Raw genomic sequence first — 13,526 nt, forward strand, 5'->3', positions numbered from 1 at the left:
CCTCCGTCTGTTGGGGTTGTCGTGTCGGGTGTTGGTGGCGGGGGGGGGGGGGGGCGCGCGCCCCCCCCCCCCCCCCCCCCCCCCCCCGCGCCGCGGCCAGACGCACCCCGACCCGCCCCCGCCCCGCCTCACTCGTGCGCGATCGCCTCCAGGACGTTCATGCGCGAGGCCCGCAGCGCCGGGAGCAGCGCCGCCACGATGCCCACCACCACCGAGCCGACCACCACGGCCACGACCGTCGACCACGGCACCGCGAACGCCTTCAGCCCCTGCAACGCCAGGACCTGCTGCGTCGACACCCCCCACACCAGCCCCAGCGCGATCCCGAGCACCGCGCCGAACACCGCGATGACCACCGACTCCAGCCGGATCATGCGCCGCAGTTGCCGCCGGGCGAGCCCGATCGCGCGCAGCAGCCCGATCTCCCGGGTGCGCTCGACGACCGACAGGGCCAGGGTGTTGACCACGCCGAGCACGGCGATGATGATCGCGAGGCCGAGCAGCGCGTACACGAGGTACAGCATCACGGCGATCTGTTCGCGGATCAGCTTCTTGTAGTCGGCCTGGTCGCGGACCTGTACCTGCGGGTACGGGTCGAGCGCGGCGTCGAGCCGGTCGCGCAGCGCCTCGGCGCCGGTGCCCTCGGCCGCGTTGACGTACACGGCGGTGTCCTGGCCGCCGGGCACGTACTTCTCCAGCGTGCCGAGCCCCATGAAGAGGCCGCCGCTCATGCCGGGAGCCTCCGCGGTCTCCTGGTCGGTGAGGGCGCCGACCGTCAGCTTCGCCGTGCGCTCCTTCGGGAACCGCACGGACAGCTCGGCGCCGACGCGTACGCCGTGGTCCTCGGCGAAGCCCTTGTCCATGGCGATGTGCCCGGGAGCCAGCGCCCGCGCGGAACTCCCCTCCGCGAAGGTGAGGTTGACGACCTCGTCGAGGCCCTTCTCGTAGCCCGCGGCCGTCGACTTCACGGTTCTGCCGTCCGGCATCCGCAGTTCCAGGGGCGTGAAACGGTTGCGTACGACCGTGCCCGCGCCCTCGGTGTCCCGCACCGCGGCGGTGACCTCCCGCGGGAACGGCAGCCAACTGCCGCTCTGCACCACGAAGTCGGCGCCCAGCGTCTTGTCGATCTGCTCGTCGAACGACTTGGTCATCGAGGCGCTCGCCACCGACAGGCCGCCGACGAGGGCCAGTCCGACCATGAGGGCGGCCGCCGTGGCGCCCGTGCGGCGCGGGTTGCGCAGCGCGTTGCGCTGGCTCATCCGGCCCACGGAGCCGAAGACGGCGGGGAAGGCGCCGCCAAGGACACGGATCACGGGGCGGACGAGCAGCGGGCCCGCGACGACGGTGGCGACGAGCGTGAGCACCACGCCGAGGCCGAGCAGCGAGGCCGACGTCGCCGTCCTGTCCGCCACCGCGCAGCCCACGAGCGCGAGGACACCGGCCGCGCCGACGACCGCGCCGACGACGGCCCGCAGCCGCAGCGGCCGCCCCACCCCGGCGATCTCGGCGTCCGCCAGCGCCGCCATCGGCGAGACCCGCGCGGCCCGGCGCGCGGGCAGATAGGCCGCGACGAAGGTGACGCCGACCCCGACGGCGTACGAGACGACGGGTGTGGGCCAGCCGATGACCATCTCCGTGGACTTCAGGTTCATGCCCAGCAGGCCCATCAGCTCGATCAGCGCGGCGGCGAGCCCGATGCCCGCGCCGAGCCCGAGCGTGGCGCCGACCACGCCGAGCAGCACGGCCTCGATGAGCACGGAGCGGCGCACCTGCCGGCGGTCGGCGCCGAGCGCGCGCAGCAGCCCCAGCTCACGGGTGCGCTGCGCGATGAGCATGGAGAAGGTGTTGACGATCAGGAAGACGCCGACGAGCACGGCGACCCCGGCGAAGCCGAGCATCACGTACTTGACGACGTCCAGGAACCCGCCGAGCTCGGCCGCGGCGGACTCGGCCTGCTCGTCGGCGGTCTCCAGCTCGTACGCCGGACCGAGCTCCGCGGCGACGCGCCGCTTGAGCTCCGCGTCGCTCACGCCGGGTGCCGCGTCCACCGCGATGCTCGTCGCCGCGTCCTCGTCACCGAGCAGTGCGGTCTGCGCGAACCGCGTGTCCAGGAAGACGAGCGCGGCACCGGGGTTGGTGGTGCGGAACGTGACGATGCCGACGACCTTCACCTCGACGGAGCCGGGCGCGGCGAGCACGCGCAGGGTGTCGCCGATCCCCACGTCCCGCTTGTCGGCCGTGTCCGCGTCGACCAGCGCCTGGCCGGGGCCGCGCGGGGCGTGCCCCGACGTCAGCTCGACCGGGCTGCGCTCGCTTTGGTACCAGTTCACGGCGACCGTGGGGGCGCCGCTCGTCGGGCCCACCGGTTCGTTGTCGCTGTCGACGACGGTGATGTTCTCCACGGACACGTCGACGTACGTGGCGGCGACGCCGTCGACCTTCGCCACCTGCCGCGCCACGCGCGCGGGGAGCGTCGGGGTGCGCCCGGTCGGCAGGCTCTCGTCGAGGCCGTCGTCCTTGGGCGTCACCGCGACGTCGGCCGAGGTGGACGCGAAGAGCCGGTCGAAGGTGCGGTTGACGGTGTCGGAGAAGATCAGGCTGCCCGCGACGAACGCCACCGAGAGGATCACGGCGAGCGCGGAGAGGGCGAGCCTCCCCTTGTGCGCGAGGAAGCTGCGGAGCGTGGCCTTCAGCACGGCGGCCCCCTCAGCCCTGACGGGGTTCGGCGTCCGGGGGAGCGGCGTGGGCGTCGGGGGCGGGTGGCGGGGGAGCGGCGCTCGGCACGGGGCCGGGCTTCCCGGGGGTGGCAGCGCGGGCGGTGCCCTGCGAGACGTCGAAGCGCTTCATGCGCTCAAGGACCGCCTCGGCCGTCGGCCTTGCCATCTCGTCCACGATCCGCCCGTCGGCGAGGAACAGCACCACGTCGGAGTGGGCGGCCGCACCCGGGTCGTGCGTCACCATCACCACCGTCTGGCCGAGCGCGTCCACGGCCTCGCGCAGGAAGCCGAGGACTTCCAGGCCCGCCCGTGAGTCGAGGTTGCCGGTCGGCTCGTCCGCGAAGATCAGCTCCGGCCGGGAGGCCAGGGCCCGGGCGCAGGCGACCCGCTGCTGCTGGCCGCCGGACAACTGCGCGGGCCGGTGGCGGAGCCGGTCGCGAAGCCCGAGCGTGTCGATGACGTGTTCCAGCCACTCCGTGTCGGGGCGCCGGCCCGCGATGTCCATGGGCAGGGTGATGTTCTCGCGGGCGCTGAGCGTCGGTATCAGGTTGAACGACTGGAACATGAAGCCCACGCGGTCCCGCCTGAGCCGCGTCAGCTCGCGCTCCTTCAGCCCGGTGATCTCGGTGTCGCCCAGCCACACCTGGCCGGCGGACACCGAGTCGAGCCCGGCGAGGGTGTGCATCAGCGTGGACTTGCCGGAGCCGGAGGGCCCCATCACGGCCGTGAACCGCCGCCGGGCGATGTCCACGTCCACCGCGTCGAGGGCGAGCACCGCGGTCTCGCCCGAGCCGTACGCCTTGGTCAGACCGCGGGCGCGGGCGGCGGTGCCCGAGGGCTCGGCGAGTTCGGTCTCCGGCGTCGAAGCAGGTGTGGACACGGCCGCCTCCCTGGTTGTGACCGTCCGCGGAGCGCGGAGGGGCTTGTGAGGGTAGGGGCACCGCGGAGCGTCCGGTATCCGTCGCAGGTCGGGCCACGAGACGTATGTAAGGGGCACCCTCCGGGGCCCCTTGTCGGTGCTAGCGCGGCGACGCTAGCGTGAGGGCATGGCGAAGACGCAGCTGAACGTGCGGGTGGACGAACACACCGCCCGAGCCGCGCGCGAGCGGGCCACGGCCCGCGGCATGAGCGTGAACCGGTACATCGAGGAGCTGGTCAAGCAGGACGTCGGTCGGCAGGGCCACACGTTCGTGGAGGCCGCCGCCGACTTCATGAAGCAGTACGAGTCCGTCTTCGCCGAGGAGTTCGGCGCGGACCGCGAAGGTCGTCGCTGACCGTTGAACCTGCGCATCGACCTCGCCTGGCTCCTCATGGTCGCCGAACAGAAGACTCCGGGGGACCCCCAGGTCGCCGACTGGGGAGCCCTGGTGGCGGCCGTCGCCCGGCACCAGGCGGAGATCTTCGATGTCCCCGTCTACGAGGGCCCGCACGACCGCGCCGCCGCCCTGCTCCAGGTCCTGCTGCACGTGCCCGCCCTGGAGCGCTCGAACGCGCTCTTCGCCGTGTCCGTCGCGTACGCGTACCTCGTCGCGAGCGGCGTGAAGGTGCTGACCTCCCCTGAGCAGGTACGGGACCTCGCCCGCCTGGTGAAGGAGGGCGGGGCGGGGGTGCGGGACATAGCGCGGGAGCTGCGCCAGTGGAGCAGCTGACGCCCGGCGGGGCGGGATGGACGGCTGCCGCCGCCGGATGAACAGGGGCTGATCGCTCGGCTTACCCGGCCTGCCCCGGCGGCCTCAATGCCCTGGCCCTGCCCCGGCGGCCTGCGCGCCCCGCGTACTTCTGCCGCGTACGCGGCGGCCTGCGCGACCCGCGCGCCTGCGTGCGGCGCGCGGCGTGGACCGATGAGTTCCGCCCGCCCCGGCGGTCACCCTCGTACAAGCGTGCACCCTCCACGACCTCAGGAGGCCGGACATGTCCGCCACCATCCAGCCGATGCTCGTCACCCCGGACGTCGTCCGGCTCCAGTCCTTCTACGCCCAGCTCCTCGGCGCCGAGCAGACCACCCGCGTCCCGGACGAGGGGCCCGTCTTCTTCGTGGCGCTGCGCGTCGGGGATTCGGAGCTCGGCCTCGTGGCCGACGAGAAGGCTCCCCTCGACACACCACAGCGGTCGCTGCTCAGCGTCCTGGTCCCGGACGTCGACGCCCTGCTCGACCACGTGGAGGGACTCGGCGGCACCGTGCTCGGCCCGCCGAACGACATGCCGTGGGGCCAGCGGGTCGCGCACGTCAGGGACCCGGACGGCAACAAGGTGAACCTGGTCCAGCCGATCTGAACACCGGCCCGAGGCCCCCGGCCGCCGCTCCGTCCTCACACCGGCCCGAGGCGCCCCCGGCCGCCGCTCAGTCCCCGTCCTCCCGCGGCCGTCGCGCCGTACCGAGCACGCACGACGACGTGGGCAGGCCCGGGCCCTTCGCCGGTACCCGGACGCGGCGGTAGGGGCCCAGCTCGAACCCGGCCCGGCGCAGCGCCCCCACCGGGTCCCGCGCGGTGTGGCAGCCGCCGAACAGCAGCGGCCACACCGTGCGGTCCAGGGCGCGCTGCGCCAGGGCGTGGGCCGCGCCCGGCGCCCGGCCGTGCTCGAAGAACCGCAGCTCACCGCCGGGCCGGAGCACCCGCCGCAGCTCGACGAGGGCACGCGTGACGTCGCGTACGCTGCACAGCACGAGCGAGGCGACGGCCACGTCGAAGGCCTCGCTCTTGACCGGCAGCGCCTCCGCGGCCCCCGGCACCACGTCCACCGGTACGTCCGCGCGCAGTGCGGCCGACACGGCCAACTGCCGCAGCAGCCGCTCCGGTTCGATCGCGACGACCTCGGAGACGGTGGCGGGATAGTGCGGGAAGTTCAGCCCGTTGCCGGCGCCGACCTCGATGACACGGCCGGACGCCCCGGTCAGCAGCTCCGCGCGGTGCGGGGCGACCGCCGGTTCGGACGCGACGCTGACGCGGGCGTAGAAGCGGGCGAAGAGAGGGTGGTGGACGGCGGGTTTCGCGGTCGGCACGGCGGCCTCCTCACGGAGGGTGGATGGCTGATATCTCCCCCCTCCCATGGCGGCCCAACCGGCGCCGCGCGCCCTGTCCGCGAACGCCGGACCGGTGGCAACCCTTCCGCCTCGCGGCGGACGCACCCCGCTGCACAGCAGGGCGCTCCCCGCTCACCCGCTCCGAACTCCCCGCTCACCCGGGCCCGTGGCACAGCGGGTGAACGGGGGAGCGGGGAGCGAGGGAGCGAGTGAGCGGACAGGCAGAACGGCTCAGGACGGAGCCGAACCGACCAGAACCGGTCAGGGAGCGGCAGAAGCAGAAGCAGAAACAGAAGCGAGAGTAGGAGAAGCAGCAGCGGGAGCAGGAGAAACAGAAGCAACAGCGAACGCCCCCGCCTCCCACGTCCCCCCGAGCTCCGCCCCGAGCCACCCCGCGGCCTCCGCCCGGAACCGCTCCCCGCCTAGGACCCCGGCCCCCTCCGGCACCGCGCCGAGCAGCGGAGCGCCCGCCATCGGGCCCAGCTCCGCCACGTTGCAGCGGGCCGCGAGGTCCGGCTCCGCGGGCCAGCTCCCGATGACCACGCCGAGCGTCTCCAGCCCCCGCGCCCGCAGCGCCTCACCCGTCAGCCGGGTGACGTTGAGCGTGCCGAGCCCCGCCGTGGCGACGACGAGCACCGGCGCCCCCAGCTCCCGCGCCGCGTCCGCGAGGGTCGCCCCCGTGTCGTCGAGGTGGACGAGCAGGCCTCCGGCCCCTTCGACGAGGACGAGGTCATGGGAGGCCGCGAGCTTCTCCGCGGCCTCGGCCACCTCGGTCGGCGTGACGGGGGCGAGCCCCGCGCGCCGGGCGGCCGTCGCCGGGGCCAGCGGCTCGGGGAAGCGGGCGAGTTCGCGGCCGGTGACGCCCTCGCCCGCCAGCCGCCGCACCTCGTCGACGTCCCCCGGCTCACCGGGGCCGACCCCGGTCTGCGCGGGCTTGAGGACGGCGACGCTGCGCCCGGCGGCGAGCGCCACCGCGGCGACGGCCGCCGTCGTCACCGTCTTCCCGATCTCCGTGCCCGTCCCGGACACCACGACGACACTCACGCCGCGCCCTCCTCGCTCATGCCCGTACCTCGCCAGCTCACTTCTCTGCCTCGCGTGCTCACTCCTGTGCCTCCGTGCTCGCGCGCGCCGCCGCGCGGACGGCCTGTCCGACGTGCGCCACGTCGTCGTCCGAGGTGATGTAGGGCGGCATGGTGTAGATGAGGTTGCGGAACGGCCGCAGCCACACCCCCGCCCGCACCGCGGCCCGCGTGGCCGCCTCGACGTCGACCTGGTGGTCGAGCTGGACGACGCCGAGGGCGCCCAGGACCCGGACGTCCCGGACCCCGGGGATGTCGGTGGCCGGGGCGAGGCCCGCGCGCAGACCGGATTCGATGCGCTTGACCTCGGTCTGCCAGTCCTGGCCGAGCAGCAGGTCGATGGACGCGTTCGCCACCGCCGCCGCCAGGGGGTTGCCCATGAACGTCGGGCCGTGCGCGAGCACCGGCACCTCGCCGCGCGCGATGCCCTCCGCGACGCGCGCCGTGCACAGCGTCGCCGCCATCGTCAGATAGCCGCCGGTGAGGGACTTGCCCAGGCACATCACGTCGGGCGTCACGGCCGCGTGGTCCGCCGCGAACAGCGCGCCCGTGCGGCCGAAGCCCGTCGCGATCTCGTCGAACACGAGCAGCACGTCGTGCGCGTCGCACGCCTCCCGCAGCGCCCGCAGATACCGCGGCGAGTGGAAGCGCATGCCGCCCGCGCCCTGCACCACGGGCTCCACGATGACGCCCGCGAGTTCGTGCGCGTGCCGCCCGATCAGGTCGTGCAGATGCTGCGCGTACGTCTCGTCGTACGCGTCGAAACCCGCCGGGGGCAGGTCGGCGAAGACCTGCTGCGGCAGGACCCCCTGCCACAGGTGGTGCATGCCGCCCTGCGGGTCGCACACCGCCATGGGCTGCCAGGTGTCGCCGTGGTAGCCGCCGCGCCAGGTGAGCATCCGCCGCTTCTCGGGCCGGCCGAGGGAGCGCCAGTGCTGGAGGCACATCTTGACCGCGACCTCGACGGACACCGACCCGGAGTCGGCGAGGAAGACGTGCTCCAGGCCCTCGGGCGTGAGGTCCACGAGCCGTTTGGCGAGCCGCACGGCGGGCTCGTGGGTGAGCCCGCCGAACATCACGTGGCTCATCCGGTCGAGCTGCCCGCGCACCGCCTCGTTGAGGGCGGGGTGGTTGTAGCCGTGGATGGCCGACCACCACGAGGACATGCCGTCGATCAGCTCGCCGACGCCGGCGACCCTGAGGCGCACGCCCGCGGCCGACTCCACGACCAGGGGTTCCTGTCGTCCGGGCATCGGACCGTACGGGTGCCACACGTGCGCCCGGTCGAGCTCCAGGACGCGCTGTACGTCGAGCACGGGGTCAGGCATTGGGCGCCAGGTCCGTCCCCGCGCCCCGGCGGCGCACCGCCACCAGGTCCGTGCGCGCCCCGGGCACGGCCGTCCCCGCCGCGGCGGCGCCCGGTGCGGAGGCCTCCGCACCCCCGGCGGCCCCCACAGCCCCGGCAGTCCCGACAGCCCCGGCAGTCCCGACAGCCCCAGCGGCCCCCACAGCCCCAGCGGTCTCCGCGATCCCGGCGGCCTCCCCGGCCCCGGCCTCGGCCCCGCACGGCTCCGCCTCTCCCGAGCCGCATACGGAACCGCAGCCTCCGCCGCGGCGGTGCTCCGGCAGCGTCACCTGCTCCGTGGTCTCCACCTCGAACCCGGCGTCCGCGATCATCTCCAGGTCGGCCTTGCCCGCCTGGCCCTCGCTGGTCAGGTAGTCGCCGAGGAAGATCGAGTTGGCGAGATGCAGGGCCAGCGGCTGGAGCGTGCGCAGGTGCAGCTCGCGGCCGCCCGCGATGCGGACCTCGACGTCCGGGCAGACGAACCGCACCATGGCGAGGATGCGCAGGCAGCGCTGCGGCGTGAGGTGCCACTCCTTGGCCAGCGGGGTGCCCTCGAAGGGGATGAGGAAGTTCACCGGCACGGAGTCCGCGTCGAGCGCGCGCAGCGAGAAGACGACGTCGACGAGGTCCGCGTCCGTCTCGCCCATGCCCGCGATCAGCCCCGAGCAGGCGGAGAGCCCGGCCGCGTGCGCCTTCCGCACGGTGTCGACCCGGTCGGCGTAGGTGTGCGTCTTCGTGATGGCGCCGTACGTCGCTTCCGAGGTGTTCAGGTTGTGGTTGTACGCGTCGACGCCCGCGCCGCGCAGCCGCTCGGCCTGGCCCTCGGAGAGCAGCCCGAGGCAGGCGCAGACCTCGACGTCCTCGTTCTGCTCCTTGATCGCCTTGACGGTGTCCGAGACCCGGTCGATGTCGCGGTCCGTCGGCCCCCGGCCGCTCGCCACCAGGCAGACCCGCTTGGCGCCGCCGGCGAGCCCGGCCGCCGCGGCCTCGGACGCCTCCTGCGGCTTCAGCCAGGTGTACTTCAGGATGCCGGTGTCCGCGCCGAGCCGCTGCGAACAGTACGAGCAGTCCTCCGGGCACAGGCCGGACTTCAGATTGACCAGGTAGTTGAGTTTCACCCGCCGCCCGAACCAGTGGCGCCGCACCTTTCCGGCCGCCGCCACCACGTCGAGCAGCTCGTCGTCGGAGGTCGCGAGCACGGCCAGCGCCTCGTCACGGGTCGGCGCTTCCCGCCGAAGCCCCTTGTCCACCAAGGTGTTGAGCAGATCCATGGCGCTGATCCTGACGTACGGCAGTCTCTCTGACCATGGAGAAACCACACAACAGAACCCGGAGCAGGTGTGGGTATTGCCACACCATGGCCCGGTGGCGCGGAGGCTAGGGTCTGTGCACTGTCTACAAACGCATCCTTTCGCACCGCCCGTGCGGACGACGACCTGGAGGCCCCATGGCGAGCGCGCCGTTCGACTGGATCGACGAACGGGCGCGGGAGCGGGAGCGCGCCGGGCTCGTGCGCGCCCTGCGCCCGCGCCCGGCCGAATCCCCCCTGCTCGACCTCGCGGGCAACGACTACCTGGGCCTCGCCCGCCACCCGGAGGTCACCGCGGCGGCGGCCGCGGCGGCCCGCCGCTGGGGCGGCGGCGCCACCGGCTCGCGCCTGGTGACGGGCTCCACCGAACTCCACGCCGAACTGGAGCGCGAGCTGGCGGCATTCTGCGGTGCCGAGGCCGCCCTCGTCCTGTCGTCCGGGTACGCGGCGAACCTCGCGGCCGTCACCGCACTCGCCCCGTACGGCTCGCTGATCGTCTCGGACGCGGGCAACCACGCCTCCCTGATCGACGGCTGCCGCCTGGCGCGCGGCACGACCCAGGTGGTGCCGCACGCGGACCCGGAGGCGGTGCGCAAGGCGCTCGCCACCCACGAGGGGCCCGCGCTCGCGGTGACGGACTCGGTGTTCTCGGTGGACGGCGACGCCGCGCCGCTGGGGGAACTCGCTGCCGGCTGCCGGGAGTACGGCGCGGGCCTGGTCGTCGACGACGCCCACGGCCTCGGCGTGCTCGGCGCCGGCGGCCGGGGCGCCCCGCACGCGGCCGGACTCGCGGGCGCGCCCGACACGGTGGTCACCGTCACGCTCTCGAAGTCCCTGGGCAGTCAGGGGGGCGCCGTGCTCGGCCCGGCCCGGGTCATCGACCACCTGGTCAACACCGCGCGGACGTTCATCTTCGACACGGGCCTCGCGCCCGCCGCGGCCGGGGCGGCGCTGGCCGCCCTGCGGCTGCTCGGCCGCGAGCCGGAGCGCGCCGCCCGCGCGCGCACGGTGGCGGGCCGGCTGTACGAGCTGCTGGTGGGGGAGGGGTTCTCGGCGGTCCGTCCGGACGCCGCCGTCATCTCGGTACGCGCCCCGTCGCCCGCGGCGGCGGTGCGCTGGGCGGCCGACTGCCGGGCCGCCGGTGTCGCTGTGGGGTGCTTCCGTCCGCCGTCGGTCCCCGACGGCGTCTCGCGGTTGCGGCTGACCGCCCGCGCCGACCTGGGCGACGAGGAACTCGCCGAGGTCGTCGGTGTGATCAGCCGCACCGCACCCTGACACACGAGATCTGGCACCTACGACCTGGGCCCAGGGTCCGGCGCACTCACTCGGGCCTCATCTCAGGGCCGAGGGGGCTTCACCGAAGGGCGTCGATGAAGTCTTCCCAGGCCGTGGGTGAGAAGAGGACGGCCGGGCCGGCCGTCCTCTTCGAGTCGCGCACGGCGAGCAGGCCCGCCAGCGGGCCGGAGCCGAGCGAGGCGGTCTCCACACAGTTGTTCATTCCGTTGCTGCGGCTGCTGCGCCACCATCGCGCGCCCCTGAGAGACGTGCTGGAGGGAACGGACCGAGGCAGTGCAGTCATGGTGCCTCCTTACGCGCCGTCGCCTAAAACGGCGATGTAATCCATTGAATCCTGAACGGAAAGCGCCTGTCCCTGGAGGGAGTTGAAGGCGTCGGTGTACGCCTGAAGGTCTTCTTTCCGTTCGAGGTAGAGGCTACTCGTCAAGTGGTCGAGAACAACCACATCCAGATCAGAAATGTTCGGAAAGGAAAGAATAACGAAAGGGCTGATCAGGCCCATGTGCTCGCCGGAGGTGAACGGCAGCACCTGAAGCCGCACTTGAGGCAACTGGGCCGCGTCGAGTAACCGCCGCAACTGGCCGGAAAGCACCTCGGGCCCGCCCACCTGCCGCCGCAGCACCGCCTCGTCCAGGATGACGCTCAGCCGCAGCGGCGGCTCGCTGCGCAGCACGTCCTGGCGGGCGAGGCGCACCTGCACCAGCGCCTCGACCTGCTCCTCCGGCATCCCGGCGAGGGCGGCACGTGTCACCGCGCGGGCGTACTCCGGGGTCTGCAACAGGCCGGGCACCACCGTGGTCTCCAGCGTGCGCACCCGGCAGGCCTGCGACTCCAGGCTGATGAAGTCGCGGTACGCGGGCGGCAGCAACCCCCGGTAGGCGTGCCACCAGTGGTGGCGCCCGTGCTCGTCCCCGCCGCCGGCCAGGGCGACGAGCAGCTCCCGCAGGTGCGGGTCCTTGACCTGGTACGTCTCCAGCAGGAGCCGTACGTCCGCGGCCTTCACACCGCTGCGGCCCGTCTCGATCCGGCTGACCTTCGACTGGTGCCAGCCGACGAGCGCGGCGGCCTCGCCGCTGGTGAGGCCCGCCTCGGCGCGCAGCGCCCGCAATTCCGCGCCGAGCTTGCGCCGGCGCACCGCGGGGCCGTACTGCATGGCTGTCTCCTTCTGCGTTCCGCCGGAAGTCCGCGCCAACCGTAGAGGACGGCGGGGGAACCGCCAGTGTTACGCCCAAATACGGTCTGCCGTCGCAGAGTTCACCGCTTCGAGCGACAGATATATGCACATCTCGGTGGATCGCCGGGCGCGGCCCGCGTGACAGTGGCAGTCTGACGCATAGCACCAGCTCCGGGACGGTCCTTGAGTGCTTCCGCCACGCGTCGGAGTACCGGTCCCGGCGGGAAAGGGACGGCGCCGTCATGGCAGACCACCAGGAAGCATCAGTCACCCTGCCGAGCGACCCTGTCTCGGTCTCCTCCGCCCGTCAGTACGTGGGTGACGTCCTGACGGAGTGGGGCCTGCCTCCGGACGCGGACGTGGCCGACACGGTCCGGCTCATCGTCTCGGAGCTCGCCACGAACGCGGTGCAGCACACCTCGGGCCTCTCGCCCACGTTCACCGTGGACGTCCAGCTCGACCGCGACGAGCGGCTGCACATCGGGGTCACCGACAGCCACCCCCGCTTTCCGCAGCGGCTGCCCGCCGCCGTGCAGCAGGACAACGGCCGAGGCATGGTGATCATCCGCTGGCTCACCGCCGAGTGCGGCGGCAGACTCTCGGTCTGCCGGACGGCGGAGGGCGGCAAGACGGTGTGGATCACCCTGCCCTGGACGGTGCCGGTGGAGGGCTGAGCCCTCCCGGCGGGGCGCCCCACGACCCCCGGAGCGGCACCCCGCGACCACCGGGGCGGCACCCCGCGACCACCGGGGCGGCGCCCCGCGCGACGGCACCCGCCGACGGCGTCACAGCCGTCCGTTGGCCCGCCCGATCGCGCGCGGCAGCACGCCCCACAGCCCGGTGCAGACCAGGAAGGTGGCCACACCGGCGATCACCCCTTCCGTGCGGCCCGCCGCGACGTCGACGACGAGCAGGACGGAGCCCGTCAGCGCGAGCACGAGCACGCCGAGGCCCACAGCGGCGAGCTTCGAGGAGACCCGCACGATCAGCGGTTTGGCGCCGCGCTGGAAGAGCGTGCGGTGCACCGCGGCGGGCGCGGTGAACAGCGCGGCGGCGAGCACCGCGAGCAGCAGCGTGACGACGTACGTGTGGCGCTGCACGCTGTCGAGCGACGGGAAGCGGGGCGTGAAGGCGAGCGTGAGCAGGAAGGCGAAGAGGATCTGTACGCCGGTCTGCGTGACCCGCAGCTCCTGGAGCAGCTCGCCGAAGTTGCGGTCGGCGCGCTCCAGCGGGGTCTCGTTGCGGGTGCGCCGGGAGGAGCCCGGTCTGGGGGTGCCCGACGAGTGGGGGCGATGATCGGCCATGGTCCCCGAGTATCCGCGCGAGGCCGCTCCACGCCCGTCGTGACGGCCCGGCGGCGGAGCCGGGCGGGTGACACGGGCTCCGCGGGGCCCGGGTGCTCCGGGGTCCGTGGGGCCCGGAGCCTCAAGAGTCCGCCACCCGTTCGGCACGCCGGGTGGCGGGGGCCGCCCGCCCGGTGGCGGGCGGGCGGCGGCCGCCGCGCGAGGGGGGGGCCCGGGCGGGGGGGGGGGCCGGGCCCCCCCGGGGGCCCCCCCCCCCCCCCCCCGGGACCGGCCCCCC

General features: G+C 73.8%; 14 protein-coding genes. 5 read left to right on the forward strand and 9 right to left on the reverse strand.

What is annotated here, in order from left to right:
- Window positions 1–128: 128 nt before the first annotated feature.
- On the reverse strand, window positions 129–2,696 hold the full coding sequence (locus QK440_RS39095) for an ABC transporter permease (RefSeq protein ID WP_282798023.1): 2,568 nt from the start codon (window positions 2,694–2,696) through the stop codon (window positions 129–131).
- Between the two features lie 10 nt (window positions 2,697–2,706).
- Window positions 2,707–3,597 (reverse strand): ABC transporter ATP-binding protein, encoded by an 891-nt coding sequence (locus QK440_RS39100; RefSeq protein ID WP_282798024.1) that lies wholly within the window; start codon window positions 3,595–3,597, stop codon window positions 2,707–2,709.
- A 166-nt stretch (window positions 3,598–3,763) separates the two neighbouring features.
- Here QK440_RS39100 and QK440_RS39105 point away from each other — a divergent pair, with 166 nt between their 5' ends.
- The 3 genes from QK440_RS39105 (at window position 3,764) to QK440_RS39115 (ending at window position 4,991) form a co-directional block, all read left to right on the forward strand.
- Window positions 3,764–3,991: an antitoxin gene (locus tag QK440_RS39105; protein ID WP_190134657.1), complete on the forward strand. Its 228-nt coding sequence runs from the start codon at window positions 3,764–3,766 to the stop codon at window positions 3,989–3,991.
- 36 nt (window positions 3,992–4,027) lie between these two features.
- The gene (locus QK440_RS39110) at window positions 4,028–4,366 is read left to right on the forward strand and encodes a fic family toxin-antitoxin system, toxin component (RefSeq protein WP_282798035.1); all 339 of its coding nucleotides are present in this window, start codon (window positions 4,028–4,030) and stop codon (window positions 4,364–4,366) included.
- Window positions 4,367–4,628: 262 nt separating this feature from the next.
- Window positions 4,629–4,991 (forward strand): VOC family protein, encoded by a 363-nt coding sequence (locus tag QK440_RS39115; RefSeq protein ID WP_282798025.1) that lies wholly within the window; start codon window positions 4,629–4,631, stop codon window positions 4,989–4,991.
- 67 nt (window positions 4,992–5,058) lie between these two features.
- On the opposite strand, the gene QK440_RS39120 is transcribed toward QK440_RS39115, so the two are convergent.
- The 4 genes from QK440_RS39120 to bioB form a co-directional block, all read right to left on the reverse strand.
- Window positions 5,059–5,766 (reverse strand): class I SAM-dependent methyltransferase, encoded by a 708-nt coding sequence (locus QK440_RS39120; RefSeq protein WP_282798026.1) that lies wholly within the window; start codon window positions 5,764–5,766, stop codon window positions 5,059–5,061.
- 234 nt (window positions 5,767–6,000) lie between these two features.
- The gene (bioD, locus tag QK440_RS39125; protein ID WP_282798027.1) at window positions 6,001–6,783 is read right to left on the reverse strand and encodes a dethiobiotin synthase; all 783 of its coding nucleotides are present in this window, start codon (window positions 6,781–6,783) and stop codon (window positions 6,001–6,003) included.
- Window positions 6,784–6,841: 58 nt separating this feature from the next.
- The gene (locus QK440_RS39130) at window positions 6,842–8,149 is read right to left on the reverse strand and encodes an adenosylmethionine--8-amino-7-oxononanoate transaminase (RefSeq protein WP_282798028.1); all 1,308 of its coding nucleotides are present in this window, start codon (window positions 8,147–8,149) and stop codon (window positions 6,842–6,844) included.
- On the reverse strand, window positions 8,142–9,437 hold the full coding sequence (gene bioB, locus QK440_RS39135) for a biotin synthase BioB (protein WP_282798029.1): 1,296 nt from the start codon (window positions 9,435–9,437) through the stop codon (window positions 8,142–8,144). Before bioB ends, QK440_RS39130 begins: the two co-directional genes overlap by 8 nt.
- Window positions 9,438–9,613: 176 nt before the next feature.
- Here bioB and QK440_RS39140 point away from each other — a divergent pair, with 176 nt between their 5' ends.
- Complete coding sequence (locus tag QK440_RS39140) at window positions 9,614–10,750, forward strand: 8-amino-7-oxononanoate synthase (RefSeq protein WP_282798030.1); 1,137 nt, start codon at window positions 9,614–9,616, stop codon at window positions 10,748–10,750.
- Window positions 10,751–10,829: 79 nt separating this feature from the next.
- On the opposite strand, the gene QK440_RS39145 is transcribed toward QK440_RS39140, so the two are convergent.
- Both QK440_RS39145 and QK440_RS39150 read right to left on the reverse strand, forming a co-directional pair.
- Window positions 10,830–11,054, reverse strand: a complete 225-nt coding sequence (locus QK440_RS39145) for a DUF397 domain-containing protein (RefSeq protein ID WP_282798031.1) — start codon at window positions 11,052–11,054, stop codon at window positions 10,830–10,832.
- 9 nt (window positions 11,055–11,063) lie between these two features.
- Window positions 11,064–11,924 (reverse strand): helix-turn-helix transcriptional regulator, encoded by an 861-nt coding sequence (locus QK440_RS39150; protein WP_282798032.1) that lies wholly within the window; start codon window positions 11,922–11,924, stop codon window positions 11,064–11,066.
- Window positions 11,925–12,187: 263 nt separating this feature from the next.
- On the opposite strand from QK440_RS39150, the gene QK440_RS39155 reads away from it, so the two are divergent.
- The gene (locus QK440_RS39155; RefSeq protein WP_282798033.1) at window positions 12,188–12,619 is read left to right on the forward strand and encodes an ATP-binding protein; all 432 of its coding nucleotides are present in this window, start codon (window positions 12,188–12,190) and stop codon (window positions 12,617–12,619) included.
- 111 nt (window positions 12,620–12,730) lie between these two features.
- Here the strand turns inward: QK440_RS39155 and QK440_RS39160 are convergent, their stop codons facing one another.
- The gene (locus QK440_RS39160) at window positions 12,731–13,249 is read right to left on the reverse strand and encodes a DUF6328 family protein (RefSeq protein WP_282798034.1); all 519 of its coding nucleotides are present in this window, start codon (window positions 13,247–13,249) and stop codon (window positions 12,731–12,733) included.
- Window positions 13,250–13,526: the final 277 nt, after the last annotated feature.

The organism is Streptomyces sp. CC224B (assembly GCF_030010595.1).
In the GTDB taxonomy this organism is placed as follows: Bacteria; Actinomycetota; Actinomycetes; order Streptomycetales; family Streptomycetaceae; genus Streptomyces; species Streptomyces longispororuber.

Excerpts from the sequence above, each read along its gene's own strand:
- QK440_RS39105 (WP_190134657.1), top strand. The coding sequence starts at position 3,764 with ATGGCGAAGACGCAGCTGAACGTGCGGGTGGACGAACACACCGCCCGA.
- QK440_RS39110 (WP_282798035.1), top strand. The coding sequence starts at position 4,028 with ATGGTCGCCGAACAGAAGACTCCGGGGGACCCCCAGGTCGCCGACTGG.
- QK440_RS39115 (WP_282798025.1), top strand. The coding sequence starts at position 4,629 with ATGTCCGCCACCATCCAGCCGATGCTCGTCACCCCGGACGTCGTCCGG.
- QK440_RS39120 (WP_282798026.1), bottom strand. The coding sequence starts at position 5,766 with ATGGGAGGGGGGAGATATCAGCCATCCACCCTCCGTGAGGAGGCCGCC.
- QK440_RS39130 (WP_282798028.1), bottom strand. The coding sequence starts at position 8,149 with ATGCCTGACCCCGTGCTCGACGTACAGCGCGTCCTGGAGCTCGACCGG.
- bioB (WP_282798029.1), bottom strand. The coding sequence starts at position 9,437 with ATGGATCTGCTCAACACCTTGGTGGACAAGGGGCTTCGGCGGGAAGCG.
- QK440_RS39140 (WP_282798030.1), top strand. The coding sequence starts at position 9,614 with ATGGCGAGCGCGCCGTTCGACTGGATCGACGAACGGGCGCGGGAGCGG.
- QK440_RS39145 (WP_282798031.1), bottom strand. The coding sequence starts at position 11,054 with ATGACTGCACTGCCTCGGTCCGTTCCCTCCAGCACGTCTCTCAGGGGC.
- QK440_RS39150 (WP_282798032.1), bottom strand. The coding sequence starts at position 11,924 with ATGCAGTACGGCCCCGCGGTGCGCCGGCGCAAGCTCGGCGCGGAATTG.
- QK440_RS39155 (WP_282798033.1), top strand. The coding sequence starts at position 12,188 with ATGGCAGACCACCAGGAAGCATCAGTCACCCTGCCGAGCGACCCTGTC.
- QK440_RS39160 (WP_282798034.1), bottom strand. The coding sequence starts at position 13,249 with ATGGCCGATCATCGCCCCCACTCGTCGGGCACCCCCAGACCGGGCTCC.